Origin of the sequence: Lysinibacillus sp. UGB7 (assembly GCF_049058285.1) — a bacterium.
GTDB classification, from domain to species: Bacteria; Bacillota; Bacilli; order Bacillales_A; family Planococcaceae; genus Lysinibacillus; species Lysinibacillus sphaericus_B.
Window position 1 is genome coordinate 294,503 of record NZ_JBMGUV010000002.1, and the last position, 19,386, is coordinate 313,888.

Genomic DNA, 19,386 nt, shown 5'->3' on the forward strand with positions numbered 1-19,386 from the left:
TTTTTTGATGGTAACTTTAGCAGTTGATTCGGTATCCGTTGGCTATAATGAAGGATTAATTATAGATGGATTATCAGTGGAGATCCCCGAAGGAAAGATTACAACGATTATTGGACCAAATGGTTGTGGGAAATCTACCTTGTTAAAAACAGCGTCTCGTATTTTAAAGGCAAAACGAGGGACTGTTTATCTTGATGGAAAAGCAATTGAGAAACAGTCAACAAAAGAAATTGCAAAGAAAATGGCAATTTTACCCCAGACTGCAGAATTGCCGACTGGTCTTACTGTGTTTGAGCTTATTTCATATGGTCGTTTTCCACACCAAAATGGATTTGGCACGCTGAAAGAAGAAGATTATCGCTATATTCATTGGGCACTTGAAGTGACAGGGATGACAGAGTTTGCAAAGCGTCCAGCAGAAGCTTTATCAGGTGGTCAACGTCAACGAGTATGGATTGCGATGGCACTTGCTCAAGGAACGGACTTACTTGTATTAGACGAGCCGACAACTTACTTAGATATGGCTCACCAGTTAGAAATATTAAAATTATTGAAGAAGTTAAATCAGGAAGAAGGCCGTACAATCGTTATGGTCATTCATGATTTAAATCATGCCTCTCGTTTTTCTGATCATATGGTTGCTTTAAAAGCTGGCAAACTGATTCACCAAGGAACGCCAGACGAAGTAATGACAAGTGAGACACTTCGGAATGTATTTGAAATTGAGGCACTAATTGTTTCATGTCCTGTAAACAGTAAGCCGATCTGTTTAACCTACGATTTAATGATGTTTCATAATTAATCACTGAAAAAAGCATAAGGGGAGGGGCTTCCTCTCTTAAATAGAGAGAGAGGGAGCATTCTAATGGGCGTTGAGCTTCTCATTTTAGCCTGAGATGTTGAACACCCATTAGAATGAAATGGGTCACATACAATTTATCCGGGAGGAACAAAAATATGAAGAAATTTAAACTATCGTTACTAGCAATGGTATTAGTTGTTACATCTATACTATTTGCAGCTTGTTCTTCAGATAAGAAAGAACAAGAAGAAAAAGCAGACGCAAAAGCTGAAGAGCGTACTGTAGTGCATGCTAAAGGGGAAATTAAAATCCCTGCAAATCCAAAGAAAATTGCTGACCTTAGTGGTTCAACAGAAGAATTATTAATCTTTGGAATGAAACCAATCATTACTGCAAATACGTCTCAAGAAGAGATTGATCCACATATTGCAGATAAATTGAAAGATGTTAAACCTGTCGGCTCTGCTTGGGGTGACAAAATTAACATCGAAGCTGTGGCTGCTGCAAAACCAGATTTAATTCTTATAAATAATCGTCAAGAAAAAATCTATGATCAACTATCTAAAATTGCACCTACTGTTATGTTAGAAACTCCATTAGATCAATGGCGTCCTAAGTTTGAGGAATTAGGTAAAATCTTCGATAAAGAAAAAGAAACAGAAGAATGGTTCAAAAATTATGATGACAAAGCAAGTAAGTTACACGATAAAATCGTTGCTAAAACTGGTGATGAGACGTTCATGAAAATGGCTGCATATCCAAATGCATTCCGTGTATACGGTGACTATGGTTACGGTAGCGTAATCTTTAAAGATTTAAAATTACCAGCAGTTCCTGGTACACCAATGGATGAACCATTAGTACAAGTACAAAAAGAAGCTTTAATTGACTACAATCCAGATTACCTATTCGTATTTACAACAGGTGACGGTTCTGAACGCTTAAAAGAATTCCAAGAAGAAACAATTTGGAAAAACATGAACGCTGTTAAGAACAACCGCGTATTTATCATTAATAATGATGCAGTAAATAAAGGATACTTCCCACTTGGAAAAGAAATGATTTTAGACGAAATTGCTGATTTTGTTTTAGAAAAATAATAAAAGCAAGAATCACCTTCGTAATATTGAAGGTGATTCTAACTGTAGACAAACTCAAAAATGGAGTTTGATCTGACCCAAAAAAGTTAGACAAATAATTTAAGCAGCTTCTAAGATCTGAGTCCGATATTGTACTGGACTTAGATCTTTTAATTTTGCCTTCATACGTTTGTGAATATAGACATCCAATTCTTTTTCAAAGTGCACCATACTTTCAAATTCTTGCAGGTAAAGCAACTCAGACTTTAATAAGCCAAAGAAATTTTCCATGACAGCGTTGTCAAACAATTTCTATTTGATATAAACGAATCCATCCCTGAATCATTTATAAGAAACCTTATATAAATCCTGAAGTTCCAAATAACTATGTTTCCCCTCAAGGTAAAGACGAGCAATGCCCAAATACAATATGCTCTTTGTGCCCATTAATGGATAGAGTGGTTTGGCCATCCGTAATCAATAAGAGAGCCGCACTATCAAGATGTATCGTTGATTTTTGAAATAATGATTTGGCTAAATCTTTTATTTCTGTGCAATGTGCCAGCCAATTAGGATTAGAATCAAGCATTTATTTACTCCTTTAGTTTGTTGTGATAAAAGTATACTACGGAATGTCACAGCAAACGGCATAAAAACGACAAGTTCAAAATGAATAACATTTGTAAAAAAGATTAATTATTTATAATAAAGTTTGATTAAAATCATTTCTCCTTTAGATTTCTTAGAGGTGAGATGATTTTTTTATTGGATATTTATGTTAACATCACTTAAAAGAGGCGTAGTTGTACAAAGGAAACCATAAGAAAAGAGCTTCCATTGAAGGAGAAAATGCGAAGCTCAAATGGTTTTATGGTCTATCTCGAACTGGGAGATAGGCCAATTAGGTGTGTAAAGCAATCGAGATTAGTTATCATTGTAGTAATATTAGGCGGGTGAAGCGATAGTAACAGCCTAATACCAGATAATGTCGCCAAAATAAATCTATTACTAATTTGAAATTATATTTTGGACTTCATTGCTATAAAAATTTATACATAGTGAACAAAAAAACTACTTTTTCACTGGTTTTGAACCGTTCTAATGATTCATTTTACATAGATTAACTATCAGGAGTAATCGAATAGTCTTGAAGTTTGTAGAGTTACGTGAGATTATAAGTGAGCGTAACTGTAAACTAAAACTATAGAAGTTAAAGGCAAACTGTTCTGAAAGGGCAGGACGCAAAGCCTAGGGTCTAAAGTTTAGGGATTAATCAAAAGTCCTGCAATCTAAACAATGATCGCCTGGTTACCAAATTTATGGATTAATACATATATAAATCCTTTGGCTATTCTATATTAAATAGAATAGTTTTTGGAGTGTTTAAAACCACCTGGAATGAATTTGGCGAAAAGACGTAGTTGGAAAGGATTAAGAGATTCTTGAAGTTAACAAAAAACTGCACCATTGGTCCTCTTTAGTAACATGGAATAGGGGTAGAACCGAAGACGTATTAACGGGGCTATTAACTATTGTAACGCCCCAACAACTAGAAGATTTATGCCGTAAAGAAGTAGCTTGATTAGAAGAGAAAATTTGGTTTCCTTATCTACCCTACCTACATAATTTTTCGGAATGACATCCATGGGGTGTGTTTCCAGTATCCAGCGGAAGCTGTCAAGTGCGGTCTTTCACTTGAGTGGTTTCACTGGATACAAGACGCTCCGTAAATGGATGCTGTTCTAAAATGGACTTAACTTTTTTGTGTCTAGGATATTGACGTAGATCCAGTTTGCACCTTTTGTATCATTGGGAATAGAAAAATCAGCAAGTGTGTGACCCTCGCCATGTATGAAATGGACATGATGGGAGCGCAAACTCACGTCGATACCGACTAGCATTTGTGACAAACCAATAACTTCCTAAGTTAGGATTAATCAAGATTGTCTCAGACCTGGGTGCCCAGTCGTATCATCGATGTCTGCATCTTTATTAAAAATCAAAGGGAAGAATACCAAAATGAGCTCTACACTCTCTTCTTCACCAACGTCGCAGCTAGTGGTTAGAACTTCCATAATGAACGATGGGTTAGCAGGCTTATCAAGCAGTACACTATTAAGCGCCAACAAAGAGAGAAGGCTATTTTCTGTGTCAACCTTGTCCGTTCCATTGTCTCATGGGCACGGTCTGAGTGAAATAAAAGATGAAATAAAAAAGGACGAAGTACTAAAATAGAGCATCCTCCATCCTCGTCCAAACTATATGAATTTAGGCAACTCAAATAAACAGGTAGCACCTGTGAGCTTTATTAAGACAGGATAAAAATGGATTTTTCCTTTTGGCTCCCTCGGTAAGTTAAACAGGTAAAACATAAAAAGAGTGAGAGAGCCAAAAGGCGACCATCTCCTATAGGAAATCCAACAGATCCTCCAGTTGTCCAGATCAGTGGAAAGAGTTCTTACTACTAATATACAAGGAGTGTAAAATTTAAATGAATAAGAAAAGGATTTCGTTCAAAGCAAAGTTATTAGTTTTCTCTTTATTACTGTCATTAGTACCGATTGTTTTTATTGGAGTTTTAGTTAATAAAATAGTTAGCGAAAAAACCAAGGATGATTATATCAGTTTCAGCGAGAGAGAAATTAAACAGGTGGACAATGGAATTTCTCTATACTTTGAAACGATTAGGGAAAATGTCAAGTTATTAGCTAATGACCATTCCATCCTAAATGCCGATTCAAGTATTACCTCTTATAAAGATGTAGCGGGAGAAGGCTCAATTGATATGACCCCTTCAGAAAATGGGGATAAGGAGAAAGCCATTTTTGATGTGTTTTCTCAATTTAGTAATAGTCATCCTAAAGCCTCTTATGTTTATATAGGTACATCGGATGGAGGTTATGTCCAATATCCCGAGGGGCCAACCCCAGCTGGTTTCGATCCTAGAGACCGTCCTTGGTATACCATGGCTAATGAAAAACCAGGAGAAGTAAAATTAACAAGTGCCTATGAGGCAACGGGTATAGAGGGAATTATAGTAAGTAATGTAGTGTCGATTGAAAAAGATGGAAAACAAACAGGTGTGTTAGGCTTAGATGTAAGTTTGGAAGGCTTAACAGATATTATCAAGGAAATCAGTATAGGTAAAAATGGGTATGTAATTCTCGCGCAAGAAGATGGAACAATCCTTGCACATCCAAAAGATCCTGAATTGAACTTCCAACCAATTTCTAAACTAAACATTCCTTCAATCAAAGATGGCACATTTGAAACTGAACTAGATGGAGAAGACTATGTATTAAACACAATCACTTCAGAAATTGATGGCTGGAAGTATATTGCTGTCATAAAAAAGGACGAAATTTTAAGTACGGCCACTTTCATACGCTCGATGCTTTTCATTATAGGTGGGATTTTTGCTATTCTTGCTGTAGTAGCTTCAATTTTTATGAGTTTACGTATAACGAAGAGAATTAAAAGAATTAGTGATTTGTCTTTAGCGATGTCAAAAGGTGATTTGACTCAACAAGTCACGGTAAAGGTGAATGATGAAATCGGGGATATGGGCGAGAATTTCAATACGATGTCTAACAGTTTAAAAGAAACAATCAAAAAAATTTCGAATGAATCTCAACAATTATCTGCTACATCTGAGGAGCTGGCAGCATCTTCGATCGAGAATCAAAAAGCTTCTAATGAAATATCCGAATCGATCCAACTTGTTGCTACTGGAACAGATGAACAGGATGCCGCTATGAAAAACGCAGTAGGTATTATCAATGAGGTGTTTAAGCATGTGGACGATGTGACAGTGAGCATGGACAATGTGAAAGATTCCATCCATTATTCAACGGAAACTGCTAAACAGGGCGGTGAAGTCGTGGAACAAACGGTAAGTCAGATGAGTGAGATTGATAAAAACGTAAGTTCTTCCGCTGAGAAAATTAGCATGTTAAATGAAAAATCAAATGAAATTAGACAAATAAGCTTAATCATACAGTCCATTTCGGAACAAACGAATTTATTGGCTTTGAATGCTGCAATTGAAGCTGCAAGAGCTGGCGAACATGGAAAGGGATTTGCAGTAGTGGCGGATGAAGTTCGAAAACTCGCAGAGCAATCCAGCAACTCAGCATTGCAGATCAATGAAATTATTCATGATATTGAAAATGGCATTGAAGATTCGATGGGTCTTGTAAATCTAGGGGTAAGCTCGGCAAAAGAAGGAATGAAACTCGTGAATGAAAGCGGGAAAGCATTTGGAGAAATAAAGGACTCCATTATCGCTGGAACAACAAAAATTTCCGAGGTCAGCATAGCAATGGAAAACATGAAGAATCATATAGCTGAAGTGGTAGTTCACATAGAGGCAGTTTCAAAAACGAGTATTGAAGTAAATAATTATTCCCAAAACGTCGCGGCATCCTCCGAAGAAATGAGTGCCTCAATGGAAGAGGTTTCATCGGTTTCTCAAGAGTTAGCTAGAATGTCAGGTGAATTAGAGGAAGCTATCCAGCAATTTAAATTGTAAAAGTATGATTTCTATCAAGCCAATAACCAAAGGAACATGTTGGGTTTAACGGCACATACCTACACAACCTATAATCTTGTTTATAATTTACATTCATATTGTATAAACCATCCCCTGAATGTTTTTATATAATTTTCGGAAGAAAAACTTTTATGTTTAATTGGATTTAGAAATAGGGAGGAAACATCATGTTTAAATTATCAAATCGTGTTATAACCTTGATAGCCCTTATGGTAGTAATGGCCGTGCTTCCATTGGCAAGTGTTTCTGCAGAAGAAACCGAATTTGATCCATTCGAAAAGAGTGTTAGAGAAATTTCGAATGCTTTGGATAACAATCAAATTACTTCTGAGCAGTTGGTTAAGTATTATCTAGAACGTATAAAAGCATATGACAAGCAAGGCCCTACGATTAATTCGTTTACTAACATTAATGAAGAAGCTATAGAGATTGCAAAGCAATTGGACGCAGAGAGACAAAGTAAAGGTACAAGAGGTGTACTACATGGTATTCCAATCGTTGTCAAAGATAATTTTAACGTAAAAGGAATGCCTACAACAGCAGGTTCTGTTGCACTAAAGGAAGCTTACCCTGAAAAAGATGCTTTTACTATTCAGAAACTTAAGGATGCAGGAGCCATTATCATTGGAAAAACAAATATGTCAGAGTTCGCAGCATCATATGGGAGGTTAGGATATAGCTCTTTGGGCGGTTTAACCTTGAACCCTTACAACCTTAAACGTGATGCTTCTGGTTCTAGTAGCGGAACTGCTGCAGCAATCACAGCAAACTTCGGTGTATTTGGATTAGGCACGGATACATCTGGGTCTGTTAGAGGACCATCCTATGTTACGGGTCTAGTCGGGATTAGACCGACGTTAGGTTTAATCAGTCGTGACGGAGTCGTTCCGTCCTCGTTAAATTTCGATACGCCTGGTCCAATGGCTAGATCTGTAGAAGATCTAGCCATTGCATTGAGTTTTATGGCAGGAGTCGATGAAAAGGATGACCAAACATTAGCTGCAAAGGGACATATTGTTGAAGATTATAGTAAGTCTTTAGACAATGCTGCCCTGAAAAATGCAAGAATTGGTGTAGCTGTTGATTTCTTTGGAGATAACGCCGAAGTGGAAACCATTACGAATGAGGCCTTAAAGAAAATGGAAGAAATGGGGACAGAGCTTATCCCGGTATCTTTCTCAGAGACGACACAGTATCTGTGGACGCCCATTATTGGGCCAATTAACGAAGCAAATTTCAAGGTTCAATTGGAGATGTATTTAAAACAGTTCCCAGAAAGTCAGCCAAAAACGCTAGAAGAAATCATCAAAATCAGTGAGTCTCCAGAGGTTTTGAATTCAGCAACGCCAGTAAATCCAGCGGGTTTGGAAGGCCTAAAAACGAATTTGAAACAAGCGGCGTTTAAAGACACACCAGAATACAATCATTTAGTAACACAAGATATACCTAAAGTACGTAATGAAGTGCAATCAATAATGGAAAAGGAAAACTTGGATGCAATTGTTTTTCCAACAATGTCATGTCCTGCATCACCAAGATTCGATAAGGATGACCCGACATATGTATGTGAATCCTATGACACGTATGCCGCGAGTTATGTAGCGACGGCTACAGGATTCCCTGAAATTACTGTTCCTGCCGGTGCTACGAGGGAAGAACTACCTGTTGGGATCTCTTTCTTGGGATTGGCATACAATGAACAATCTCTATTAGATATAGCCTATTCTTTTGAACAAGCAACCAACGCTAGAACGCTACCTAAAACAACGCCTAATTTCAAAATGAATGTAGATGAAAAGCCCAATTTTAAAGATGTAAGTTCATATGTCGATGAAATTAAGTATTTGACAGACAAAGGAATTGTTAAAGGTTATCCAGATGGAACATTTAAACCAAATAATCCAATTACACGTTTACAAGCTATACAATTGATTTTAAAAGAAAAGGGAATTGTCGACTTTTCAGATGTCACCAACCCAGGATTTGTTGATGTATCACCTAGCGATTATGGATATGGGGAGATTGCTAAGGCTGCTGAATTAGGTATCGTCAACGGAAAAGTTAATGCCCAAGGTAAAAGATATTTTGACCCTAACGGAAAACTAATCCGCTCGCAAGGGGCTGCAATCTTAGTGTTAGCCTATGACTTAAAAGGAACTTATCCAACCGATTTTAAGGACGTTCCAAAAGGGAATTGGGCTCATGACTATATTTCTGCGTTGGTAGCGAATAATATTACTAATGGTTATTCCAACGGTGAATTTAAGCCGAATATTAATATATCGCGTCAACATTTTGCCACATTTATGGCCCGATATCTAGATGATCATTTTAAGCCCACGAAGTAAAAGTCGATAGAGAACTTTCTTCAGGAACTATATAGATTACACAAAAATTATAGAAAAGATTTAGGCTTCTTATAAGCAGTCCGAACTTATGAGAAGTCTTTTTTACGTATACCCATTAAACGATGAAAAACTTCGAGCATGTCAATATTTTCAGTACGTCATGGATACTCTTTGTGTACATTCTGTAAGTGCCAAACTCCTCTGACCTTATAGTAGCCACTTGTACTTGAATTTCCTAAAGGTACGCTTAAACTAAAAAATGCATATGGTTCTGGGAAAGATACATTGAGAGTGGCGGTAGGGCCTCCATTTTTTAAGGCACTAAAATCCATTCATCAATTTGACGGCAAAAAAGATGTTAGGGCATGGCTTTTCACAATCGCTAAAAATACATATTTTACTCGATATAATAAACAGCAACGCGAGTTAAATGAGGAAGAGCTGTCAGCGAAAAATGATGTTCAGCTTGTAGATTATTTAGCAAATGAAGAACCGGCACTTATGATTCACCGTTTTTACACGTAATGGATGAGCCTTATTAAAGAGGTTTTTCTCCCTTCGAATATTTGGTGAACTTTCTTTTGAGGCATTTGGTCAGCTATTTGGTAAAAGTGATGGTTGGGCGAGGGTTACGTATTATCGAGCAAAAAAGAAAATAATGGCGTATATGGAGGCGAAACAAGATGAAGGATATTAAATGTGCGGTTAATCAAGACTTGCTGCCGATTGAGAATAAGCCGTCATTATTCAGCCAGTTGAATAAACGATGGAATCGAAAAAATGGCTGCTTATTTCAGGAACGATTTTAACTACTACTGTAATAGGCTTTGCATTATTTTCATTGTTAGCACAAAGCCAATTTCTTACTCAGCAGATTTAAAATTGAAGAAACGGCAGTGGAACGCTTATCTTTAATTATTTTGGAGAAAGTCATGCAGGTTCACATAAGAAACATCCTTTAGAAATTGAAATAGATGGTGAAGTAAAAAATATTAGCTTTATATATTATGTTGAATCAATTGCTAACTCTCCAACTAGAGATAACTTAATAAAATCGGACGGTAAGGTTTTCAAAGCTTCTGATCAATTTGCTTTGCCAGACAGTCAATACACGGACGCTATCTATTATGGAGAATTTGACCTTGACAAAGTAACGAAAGAAAAAAAGCAAACAGGGGAAGCGCTTCTACATCAAATGACGTTGATTTGGGAGAGATAGAGAGGAACTGATTTGTATCAAATATGGCAAGAAAATCAGTAAGAATATGTCACAGTTCGTTTAGTAGGAGATAATCTTTTTAAAGGGATTGCTTTATAATAAATAGCAAAAAGAGAAATTGCGCTGTGCAATTTCTCTTTTTGCTTGAACTGAAATTAATTATAAATCATCCTCGGAAACTTCATTATTATTTCATTGCCATTACCGTTTCCGTTTCCATTTCCGTTACCATTACCGTTTCCATTGCCATTGCCGTTTCCATTGCCATTGCCGTTTCCATTGCCATTGCCGTTACCATTGCCATTACCGTTTCCATTGCCATTACCGTTACCATTGCCATTACCGTTACCATTGCCATTACCATTACCGTTACCATTACCATTACCGTTTCCATTGCCATTACCATTACCGTTACCATTACCATTACCATTACCGTTTCCATTGCCATTACCGTTTCCATTGCCATTACCATTACCATTGCCATTGCCATTGCCATTGCCATTGCCATTGCCATTGCCATTACCGTTTCCGTTTCCGTTTCCATTGCCATTGCCATTACCGTTGCCATTACCATTACCATTACCGTTACCATTACCGTTACCATTGCCATTACCGTTTCCGTTTCCGTTACCATTGCCATTACCGTTGTCATCACCTTGCTTTACAAACACATCAAATGTTAGTGTGTGCTCACCATACGTTACCGTAATCGTCGTATTACCTTGACCTTTTCCTTTTACCACCCCTGCTTTTACAGTAGCTATATTATCATTTGCTACTTGGTAGGTTGCAAGCTTTGTAACATCTTTTTCTGTTGTTTTCCCATCAAAAGTAGTTACTTCAGTAATCTTAACTGTAACTTCCTTACCTATACTAGTTTCAACCTGAGCTTGGTCAATTTCTAGTGTTACTATTGGTATTTCTACAACAGGTGCTTTAACTTTAACATTTACAGCAACTTTATTATCACCAGATGAAATAGTAATGGTAGTCGTGCCCTCACTTACTGCAGTTACTAATCCATTTACTACTGTTGCAATATTTTCATCACCAACAACATAAGTAGCTTTTGAAGTTACGTCTTCCTCTGTTGCATCACCTTCTGCAGGCGTTGACGTTTCTGTTACCGTAAGTTGTGCAGTTTCTCCAGCTGTTAGGTCTAGCTCAGTTGGATTTACAGAAAGTGCTACTACTTCTTTTTCATATATCATTGCTTCACCAACATTCCCGGCAGCGTCTTTAATTATTACTGATACAGCATTAGTTTCTGCTGTTACTGGGAATGTGAAGCTACCGTCTTGATTTAATTCAAAAGCAGCTGGTGCTTGTACTTCACCATTTACCGTCAAAATATAGGAAGCTTTTAATTTATCATTTAAATTGTAATTTAAATCGTATAAATATAACTCTTTATTGTAGTCGATATACTTGTCTGTTATCTGTCCTGTAGCGACACCATCAGCTACTGAACCAGTAATTTCTGGTTTAGTCGTTTTCACGACAATTGGCCCAACATAATCGGAAACTGCTCCTGATGCTGCAAGACCAGTGAAGTCCATTGTATACAGGCCATCTGGAATCTTTGTGGCAGGTTCTGAACCCCATGGTTTATACTGCCCACCAACATTTAGCGTATAAGAGCCTTTTCCTAGCGCAGTACCTGCATGTAGATAACCAATGTAGCCATCTCCGAATTCTCCACCTTCAGGATTCATAATATCCCAAAGCTCGATATAGTTAGTTGTTACATCTCCAGTTAAAGTGAATGAAAGTACAGCTGAGTCTTTCACTCCATCTCCGTTAAAGGATAGGTCTGTTTCTGTAATCTTATAATCTTTAATTTCCGTTACTGCCTCGCCGCCTAAGTCAGCTGCGAATGGTAATGAAATTTCTGTAACTCCACCGCTGATGGAAATATACCCTAGTATTTCAGAGCCGTTTGGTGCCGTAGCTTGTGAAGCAGTTAATGTAATATTTAAAACTTGCTCACCAACTAGATTAAATGTCGGCTGATCTACTGTAACAGTTGCATCACCAAATGTTTTTGTCACATCAATTGATACGTTATAATTGCCGCCGTTCCCTTTAATATCTTTTACTAAAACTTGTTTCGTTACAGAAATATCCTGGTTTTTAAGTGATTGTGGACCGAAAGTAACTGTCCCTTTCAAGTTTTCTGTAACTGCACCAGTTCCATCCAAAATTGCGCTATCAAGTGCATAGGCAAGAATTTCTGGATGAGCTGCTGCATAAGCATTTACACGCCCTGCACCCTGAGAAAACACATCGTATTTTGTTTTATCTAAAACCTGTGCTGTATTAGAAAGCGCCACTTTTACGTCGAACGCGTTCCAACCAGGATTTGCTTGTTTAACTAATGCAACAATACCTGCAATATGCGGTGTTGCCATAGATGTTCCTGTTTTACGACCATAAGCTTCTCCATAATCTGCATCAGGGAAATCTTTTTTATACATTGGAATCGTTGACATAATGTTTGTTCCAGGTGCACTTACATCTGGTTTAATATCAAAGTTTGGTGTAGATGGTCCGCGTGAACTGGAAGAGTTTACATCATCCCCCAGTGTCTTTGTGGAAGAGAATTTACTAAAGCTTACTTTTCCAGTTCCGCCTGCTAATGCAGCGCGCATTGCATTGCCATCTGTTTGGGACATATCAACTGTTGGCAGATAATCAAATGAATCACCAAGGAATGTGCCTGAAATGTTCGGTGCATTCGTTCCGCCAGCAAAGTTATGAATAATTGTTGCGACTGCTCCATTTGCCTTTGCATTCGCAATTTTATCAACGAATGCATTACTGCCACGAGAAATCAATGCAACTTTACCTTCTACATCAATTCCTTCAAAGTCTTTTACTTCGCCGTTTCCAGGAACAGCAACTAGGTCAAATTCTCCTTGAAGCTGTGTTGCTAAATCTTTCCCAAAGGTCGTTCCCATTAATGGGAGCTGTTTTGTTAAGTTGTAGTTGCCAACTGTAACATTCACTTCCCCGTTATACATTGTTTCAGGATTTGTTGTGTTACCAACAGCAATTCCTAAACGAGCGGTTGCAGGAGTACCCATTGTTCCGCGATTTGGACCAGAGTTCCCTGTTGCAATTACTCCGATTGTTCCAGCTATCATTGCATTATTAATAGCAAATGAACCAGCATCCGTTTCAGAGTTAGCTCCCCCGCCAAGTGAAAGGTTGATAACGTCCATTTTTTCTATTACAGCAGTTTCAATTGCTTTAACAATACCAGATGTAGCTCCACTTCCGTATGCCCCAAGAACACGGTAAGCATAAAGGTCTACTTTTGGCGCAATTCCTTTAATACCGAATTCGTTAGCTCCGATTGCTGCAATTGTTCCAGCAACATGTGTACCGTGAGAAGTATAGAACGAGCTTCCTTTTTCATTAAATTCAGGTGTCCCGACTGGACGCTCCGAAGGCAATGTTTCCGATGCATCGTTATCTGCCCGATGCTTCGTGTAAGTCGCTGAATTTGGAATGAAGTTTTTTCCACCTTTATAAATTCCTGCAAACTCAGGGTGATCTGCATCAATACCAGTATCTAATACTGCTACTTTTATTCCTTGTCCTTCAATTCCTTCCTTCCAAAGCTGTTCTATTCCAAGGAAAGAATTACTTGTATTCATTTGAGCTTCTAATTGATCTTCCTTCATAAGTTCCGATGATTTCATCGTATTATCTTCTGATGCGTAAACAATTGCATCAGGTTCGATTAATGTAATTCCTTCTACTGTAAGCAGTTTCGGGAGATCATTTGCTTTCACAGTTGCCGCAAAACCGTTTAAAACAGTATCAAATGTGTATCCTTGAGTCATCTGAACATTTTTAATAGCTAACTCTTTTTTAACTTCTGCTTGTTGTACTTTTACATTGGAACGAACTTCTTTTGCTTGAGCATTAGAGAATTTTTGGCCTTTGACTTGGCTTATTCCTTGCTCTAGTGCAACAGGCTTTTCAGATAAATGAACGATGACTGCAACCTCTTGATTGCCTGATACATTTTGTAAGCTTTCGTGGAGAGTTGGACCATCTTTAGACAAGCTTAGTTGTTCAGCAATAGCCGCCTTTAGTTGAATTATACTTTCGCTTTGACTATCCTGCTTGAATGGTTTCGATTCTTCAGCACTAGCACTCGACAATGGAACCAATAGAGAAAGCACCATAACGAAAACTAGGATACTACTTAAGAACTTCATAAACTTAAAATTTTTCAAATCTCATTTCCTCCTCTTCCTTTAATTGCCACACTTTTCAGATTAGTGTGATATTTCCAATTTATCACAATGGAACTAATTCGAGAATCTAAATATTTAAATGTTCTGAAATATTGATAATTAGTATCAATTTATGAAATATAAATTAAATCTATCTTCCTGGTAATTGAATAAAAAGTAGAACTTTAGAACTGTGAATGACTTACAGTAATTCATTAATTTTTTCAATTAATCCTATCAAGGCAGCAGTTGTAGATACAGTCGGTGGTGACAGTTTAGTTGTCGGGATCAAGTCCCACGGGAGCTTCCATTCTACCCCGGCTACTATCAATCTATAAATTGAATAAAAAATAGTCAACCAGATTTCTCTGGCTGACCTTATAATACGAAAGGGGGCTTTACTTGAAGATCATTGAGCTGCCCAAACAGCTTTTTTTTCTTATTGAGCTAACGGGGCAGGTTAGTTGAAGAGTGTTGTCTAAACTTGTGTTCAACAATCGGGCCATTTAATGGAATAACACTTCTAAATTAAAAATAGGAATTTATGTTAATCTTGATGTGAGTTTGTGAAACAATGTACTTAAGCTAACGGGGCAGTTTAGTTCAATATGCACTACCGTAGTATTTGTGCATTTTTACATATACTGTATAATTTAGAATTGGAATATTTAACTTTGAGTATTTCTAAAGAATTACTTTGGGAGGGGAGAATTTGTTATATTTAGCTTTATTTATTGGTGTCGTTTCAATTGTAATTACGGATAAGCTTACTCAAGCTTTTAAATTATCAAGCATTTGGGGGGGGCTTGGTCAAATCAGTGCGTCACTTGTAATCATAATGGTCGGAAACCTCGAGGTTAATCATATTAGTCTAGGTAATAACTTTGAATTAGGATATTTGACGGTTCCATTTACTTTATTACTTCTTGTAAGTTTTACAAATGTAATGAATATTGAAAAAGTGCAAAATCCTTCAATATTGCTGTTGCCATTCGTTTCTTTAGTTTTTTTCTCAATAGCAGCTTTCGTCATAGGTCATCCATTTGTTTTAATAACGGGGATTTGTTCCAGTTTAACGCTTATGTTTATTCTGCTATACGGCTATTTTACTGGTAAAGTATTTATGGGAAGAACGCTTACTACGTCAATAGGTTTCATAATAGCCGTGCTTTCAATATCCCTCATTAAATCATCTATTGTAACAATTTATATTCCGTTATTTACTTTAGCACTACCATTCACTATATATTATTTAATTCAAGATAAAATTACGAATGTACAATCAATTACAGTTAGCTTTTTAACAGCTATTTTATTTGGTGTATTAATGTACGTAGTTCCTTTTAATATAATATGGTATCTCGTTGTTGGGTTAACGAGTATTTTGGTTATCACGCAATTTTCACGCAAATATCGCTTTATTTAGAAACTAAACTTCTTGTTCAACAATCGGGCGCTTTTCCGTAATAAGGAAAGCGTCTTTATTCATAGAAGGGCCATTTGAATAACAACCTTTTATGATATGTTACCAAACGACGCTTTGGCCACTTTTGTATTATCAACTCTCAAATTCTTCTTATTTATCGTAAAATGAGGGTTTGCGAGGTATTTTTGCTCAAACTTTATTTCAAAGCAACATGAACATTTTGATTTGTGATGATGATAAAGAAATTGTAAGGGCGATTAGCATTTATTTAGAAAATGAGGGATATCAAGTATTCAAAGCTTACAATGGTATAGAGGCAATCGATCTTATTCGAGATCACGTTATTCACCTAATTACTATGGATATTATGATGCCAAAAATGAATGGGATTACGGCGACAATCAAGATTCGGCAAGATAATATGATTCCGTTAATTATGCTTTCTGCTAAGTCGGATGATTATGACAAAATACTCGGATTAAATATCGGAGCAGATGAATATATGGCCAAGCCATTTAATCCATTAGAACTTGTGGCTAGAGTGAAATCGCAGCTAAGAAAGTATACGACATTTGGGAGTCTTGAGGTGAGTAGTTATGTATTGCAAACGGGCGGGCTCATGATTGATGATGAACAGAAAGTCATTACCGTTGATAAACAAGAGGTTCATTTGACACCAGTGCAGTATAAAATTTTAAAGCTTCTCACAGCAAATCCTGGGAGACCGCATTTAGACAAATAAAGGTGAACCTTATCATAAGTAAGTGCAGTTTTATTATGCATCTTTTTGACAAAGTAACGAAAGAAAAAAAACAAACATGGGAAGCGCTTTTACACCAAATGACGTTGTTTTGGGAGAGATAGAGAGGAACTGATTTGTATCAAATATGGCAAGAAAATCAGTAAGTATATGTCACAGTTAGTTAAGTAGGAGATAATCTTTTTAAAGGGATTGCTTTATAATAAATACCAAAAAGAGAAATTGCGCTGTGCAATTTCTCTTTTTGCTTGAACTGAAATTAATTATAAATCATCCTCGGTAACTTCATTATTATTTCATTGCCATTGCCATTGCCATTGCCATTGCCATTACCATTACCGTTACCGTTACCATTGCCATTGCCATTGCCATTGCCATTGCCATTGCCCGTTGCCATTGCCATTGCCATTACCATTACCGTTTCCGTTACCATTGCCGTTACCGTTACCGTTACCGTTACCGTTACCGTTACCGTTACCGTTACCGTTACCGTTACCGTTACCGTTACCGTTACCGTTACCGTTACCGTTACCGTTACCATTACCATTACCATTGCCATTGCCATTGCCATTGCCATTACCATTGCCATTGCCGTTACCATTGCCATTATCGTTGCCATTACCGTTGCCATTACCGTTACCATTACCGTTACCGTTGCCATTGCCATTGCCATTATCGTTGCCATTACCGTTACCGTTGCCATTGCCATTGCCATTGCCATTGCCATTACCGTTACCGTTACCGTTGCCGTTACCGTTGCCGTTGCCGTTACCGTTACCGTTACCGTTACCATTACCATTACCATTACCGTTACCATTACCATTGCCATTGCCATTGCCATTGCCGTTACCATTGCCATTATCGTTGCCATTACCGTTACCATTACCATTGCCATTGCCATTGCCATTGCCATTGCCATTGCCGTTACCATTGCCATTATCGTTGCCATTACCGTTGCCATTACCGTTGCCATTGCCATTGCCATTGCCATTGCCATTGCCATTATCGTTGCCATTACCGTTACCGTTGCCATTGCCATTGCCATTACCGTTGCCATTACCGTTGCCGTTGCCGTTACCGTTACCATTACCATTACCATTACCGTTACCGTTACCATTGCCATTGCCATTGCCATTGCCATTGCCATTGCCATTGCCATTGCCATTGCCATTGCCGTTACCATTGCCATTATCGTTGCCATTACCGTTACCATTACCGTTACCGTTACCGTTGCCATTATCGTTGCCATTACCGTTGCCGTTACCGTTGCCATTACCGTTTCCATTGCCATTATCGTTTCCATTGCCATTACCATTACCGTTGCCATTACCGTTGCCGTTACCGTTGCCATTACCATTACCATTACCGTTGCCATTACCGTTGCCATTACCGTTGCCATTACCGTTGCCATTACCGTTGCCATTACCGTTGCCATTACCGTTGCCATTACCGTTGCCATTACCGTTACCGTTGCCATTACCATGACCATTGCCATTGCCATTGCCATTGCCATTGCCATTGCCATTGCCGTTTCCGTTGCCATTACCATTGCCATTGCCATTGCCATTACCGTTGCCATTACCATTGCCATTACCGTTGCCATTACCATTACCTTGCTTTACAAACACATCAAATGTTAGTGTGTGCTCACCATACGTTCCCGTAATCGTCGTATTACCTTGACTTTTTCCTTTTACCACCCCTGCTTTTACAGTAGCTATTTTATCATTCGCTACTTCGTAGGTTGCAAGCTTTGTAACATTTTGTTGTACTTTTACATTGGAACGAACTTCTTTTGCTCGGGCATTAGAGAATTTTTGGCCTTTGACTTGGCTTATTCCTTGCTCTAGTGCAACAGGCTTTTCAGATAAATGAACGATGACTGCAACCTCTTGATTGCCTGATACATTTTGTAAGCTTTCGTGGAGAGTTGGACCATCTTTAGACAAACTTAGCTGTTCAGCAATATCCGCCTTTAGTTGAATTATACTTTCGCTTTGACTATCCTGCTTGATTGGTTTCGATTCTTCAGCACTAGCACTCGACAATGGAACCAATAGAGAAAGCACCATAACGAAAACTAGGATACTACTTAAGAACTTCATAAACTTAAAATTTTTCAAATCTCATTTCCTCCTATTTCTTTAATTGTCACACTTTTTCAGTTTAGTGTGATATTTCCAATCTATCACAATGGAACTAATTCGAGAATCGGAATATTTAAATATTCTGAAATATTGATAATTAGTATCAATTCATGAAATGTAAATTAAATCTATCTTCCTAGTAATTGAATAAAAAGTAGATCTTTAGAATGATAAATAACTTACAGTAATTTATTAATTTTTTCAATTAATCCTATCAAGGCAGCAGTTGTAGATACAGTCGGTGGTGTAGTTGCTTATAGAAAATTGGGAGGGCAGTAAAAGGAGGGATTGGAAGGATCGGTTTATATGTGATCTGGGAAATTAAAATAACCGGCGATTATTTTTAAAAAACCGCCAGCTAATAGGTTGTGGTGAATCATATCAATAGCGAATAGTGTTATTGTTAATAAATGATACAGGTATATTCTTTCGAATATGCTTATTTTTTTGAGAAAATTAACTACATTATGGTGAACCTAATTAGTTAGAGATTGGTGATTGAGAAAGTTATATATAGCTCTATGTGTAAAAAAAATTTCTAAATTCTTGTAACGTAATCAAATTCTAGGAGTTATATAAGTGAGGGAGGTGAAAAGAGTGGACTTTGATGAGATCTATCGCGAATACTTTCAAGAAGTTTATTTATCAAATCTTTAAGCAACGATGAAAGTATAGCTGAAGAAATTACGCAAGAAGCCTTTTTTAAAGCGATGAAGGCAATTAAAAACTTCGATGGTTCCCTTATTGATTATTTAATAAAATCAGTTGTAAATATTAAAAAAGGCATATTCATTTGGGGAAAA

13 protein-coding genes, 1 pseudogene and 1 riboswitch are annotated in these 19,386 nt (G+C 37.4%); of the genes and pseudogenes, 8 read left to right on the forward strand and 6 right to left on the reverse strand.

The genetic code is table 11. From position 1 onward, the window contains the following. The first annotated feature begins 7 nt into the window (after nt 1-7). A complete protein-coding gene (locus ACOMCU_RS03785; protein WP_010858843.1) occupies nt 8-802 on the forward strand; it encodes an ABC transporter ATP-binding protein in 795 nt (264 codons plus the stop codon). Between the two features lie 155 nt (nt 803-957). After that, nucleotides 958-1,902 carry an ABC transporter substrate-binding protein gene (locus tag ACOMCU_RS03790; protein WP_010858844.1) on the forward strand — a complete coding sequence of 315 codons (945 nt, stop codon included), beginning with the start codon at nt 958-960 and terminating at the stop codon, nt 1,900-1,902. A 99-nt stretch (nt 1,903-2,001) separates the two neighbouring features. Here ACOMCU_RS03790 and ACOMCU_RS03795 read toward each other — a convergent pair. From ACOMCU_RS03795 to ACOMCU_RS03805, 3 genes and pseudogenes are all read right to left on the reverse strand, one after another. Next, nucleotides 2,002-2,184 (reverse strand): annotated as a pseudogene (locus ACOMCU_RS03795) (IS3 family transposase); the annotation flags it as partial. 94 nt (nt 2,185-2,278) lie between these two features. Next, complete coding sequence (locus ACOMCU_RS03800; RefSeq protein WP_421049483.1) at nt 2,279-2,470, reverse strand: hypothetical protein; 192 nt, start codon at nt 2,468-2,470, stop codon at nt 2,279-2,281. Nucleotides 2,471-3,086: 616 nt separating this feature from the next. Further along, nucleotides 3,087-3,197: riboswitch (cyclic di-GMP riboswitch) on the forward strand. Nucleotides 3,198-3,623: 426 nt separating this feature from the next. Further along, the gene (locus ACOMCU_RS03805) at nt 3,624-3,791 is read right to left on the reverse strand and encodes a hypothetical protein (RefSeq protein WP_010858847.1); all 168 of its coding nucleotides are present in this window, start codon (nt 3,789-3,791) and stop codon (nt 3,624-3,626) included. A gap of 581 nt (nt 3,792-4,372) precedes the next feature. Here ACOMCU_RS03805 and ACOMCU_RS03810 point away from each other — a divergent pair. The 3 genes from ACOMCU_RS03810 to ACOMCU_RS03820 all read left to right on the forward strand — a co-directional run bounded on the left by ACOMCU_RS03810 (nt 4,373) and on the right by ACOMCU_RS03820 (nt 9,306). Further along, on the forward strand, nt 4,373-6,412 hold the full coding sequence (locus tag ACOMCU_RS03810) for a methyl-accepting chemotaxis protein (RefSeq protein WP_010858848.1): 2,040 nt from the start codon (nt 4,373-4,375) through the stop codon (nt 6,410-6,412). Between the two features lie 188 nt (nt 6,413-6,600). Then, the gene (locus ACOMCU_RS03815) at nt 6,601-8,781 is read left to right on the forward strand and encodes an amidase family protein (protein ID WP_010858849.1); all 2,181 of its coding nucleotides are present in this window, start codon (nt 6,601-6,603) and stop codon (nt 8,779-8,781) included. Between the two features lie 291 nt (nt 8,782-9,072). Continuing rightward, nucleotides 9,073-9,306 carry a sigma factor gene (locus ACOMCU_RS03820; RefSeq protein WP_010858850.1) on the forward strand — a complete coding sequence of 78 codons (234 nt, stop codon included), beginning with the start codon at nt 9,073-9,075 and terminating at the stop codon, nt 9,304-9,306. Between the two features lie 849 nt (nt 9,307-10,155). Here the strand turns inward: ACOMCU_RS03820 and ACOMCU_RS03825 are convergent. Continuing rightward, nucleotides 10,156-14,250 carry a S8 family serine peptidase gene (locus tag ACOMCU_RS03825; RefSeq protein ID WP_421049484.1) on the reverse strand — a complete coding sequence of 1,365 codons (4,095 nt, stop codon included), beginning with the start codon at nt 14,248-14,250 and terminating at the stop codon, nt 10,156-10,158. Between the two features lie 712 nt (nt 14,251-14,962). On the opposite strand from ACOMCU_RS03825, the gene ACOMCU_RS03830 reads away from it, so the two are divergent. Together ACOMCU_RS03830 and ACOMCU_RS03835 are read left to right on the forward strand one after the other, a co-directional pair. Continuing rightward, complete coding sequence (locus tag ACOMCU_RS03830; protein WP_421049485.1) at nt 14,963-15,676, forward strand: UDP-N-acetylmuramyl pentapeptide phosphotransferase; 714 nt, start codon at nt 14,963-14,965, stop codon at nt 15,674-15,676. Nucleotides 15,677-15,848: 172 nt separating this feature from the next. Further along, nucleotides 15,849-16,418, forward strand: a complete 570-nt coding sequence (locus ACOMCU_RS03835) for a response regulator transcription factor (RefSeq protein ID WP_421049486.1) — start codon at nt 15,849-15,851, stop codon at nt 16,416-16,418. A gap of 277 nt (nt 16,419-16,695) precedes the next feature. On the opposite strand, the gene ACOMCU_RS03840 is transcribed toward ACOMCU_RS03835, so the two are convergent. Together ACOMCU_RS03840 and ACOMCU_RS03845 are read right to left on the reverse strand one after the other, a co-directional pair. After that, nucleotides 16,696-16,839 carry a hypothetical protein gene (locus ACOMCU_RS03840; protein WP_421049487.1) on the reverse strand — a complete coding sequence of 48 codons (144 nt, stop codon included), beginning with the start codon at nt 16,837-16,839 and terminating at the stop codon, nt 16,696-16,698. Further along, nucleotides 16,784-18,559 carry a hypothetical protein gene (locus ACOMCU_RS03845; protein WP_421049488.1) on the reverse strand — a complete coding sequence of 592 codons (1,776 nt, stop codon included), beginning with the start codon at nt 18,557-18,559 and terminating at the stop codon, nt 16,784-16,786. Before ACOMCU_RS03845 ends, ACOMCU_RS03840 begins: the two co-directional genes overlap by 56 nt. Before the next feature lie 707 nt (nt 18,560-19,266). Here ACOMCU_RS03845 and ACOMCU_RS03850 point away from each other — a divergent pair. Further along, nucleotides 19,267-19,386 (forward strand): hypothetical protein (locus ACOMCU_RS03850; protein ID WP_421049494.1); only part of this gene is annotated, 120 nt, incomplete at its 3' end.